This is a genomic window from Actinotalea ferrariae CF5-4, from assembly GCF_000603945.1.
Lineage (GTDB): Bacteria > Actinomycetota > Actinomycetes > Actinomycetales > Cellulomonadaceae > Actinotalea > Actinotalea ferrariae.
Genome location: NZ_AXCW01000579.1, coordinates 1 through 572, shown reverse-complemented (window position 1 = coordinate 572; position 572 = coordinate 1). Strand labels below are relative to the sequence as shown.

At 73.3% G+C, this 572-nt stretch carries 1 pseudogene; it reads right to left on the bottom strand.

The annotated features are described in order from the left end of the window. Positions 1-572: pseudogene (locus N866_RS19370) on the bottom strand (ISL3 family transposase); the annotation flags it as partial.

Genomic DNA, 572 nt, shown 5'->3' with positions numbered 1-572 from the left:
GCCAGGTCTTGAACGCCTGCTTGGACCGGCCCGGCACCATGTCCAGCAACCGCGCGGACCCGGTGCCGTCCCTGACAGGGGTGAGGTCGATGATCACGGTGACGTACTTGTCGCCAGCGCGGGTGTGGCGCCACACGTGCTCATCGACACCGAGCACCGTGACCCCCTCGAACCGGGACGGGTCGTTGATCAGCACCCGGCGCCCCTCGGCCAGGACCGCGGTGTTCGCGGTGTGCCAGGACACCCCCAGCGCCTCAGCGACCCGAGCCACGGACAGGTGCGCCACGACCAGACCCTGCAACGCCCACGCCAGCGCCCGACGCGACAGCTTCGACCGCGGCTGGGCCGCAGCGGTCATGTCCTGCCGCCACACGTGCCCGCAGCCAGTGCACCGGTACCGGCGGACCGTGACCTCCAACGTCGTGGGCCGCCACCCGAACGGCTCGTGCGCCAACCGCCGCACCACCGAGTCCCGCGGCGCGCCCTCGCACCCGCACCGCCGGCACCACCGGTCCGGCTCCAGCACCCGGCACGCCAGGACCACCCGGTCCGGCTCCACGCGTTGCCCGACC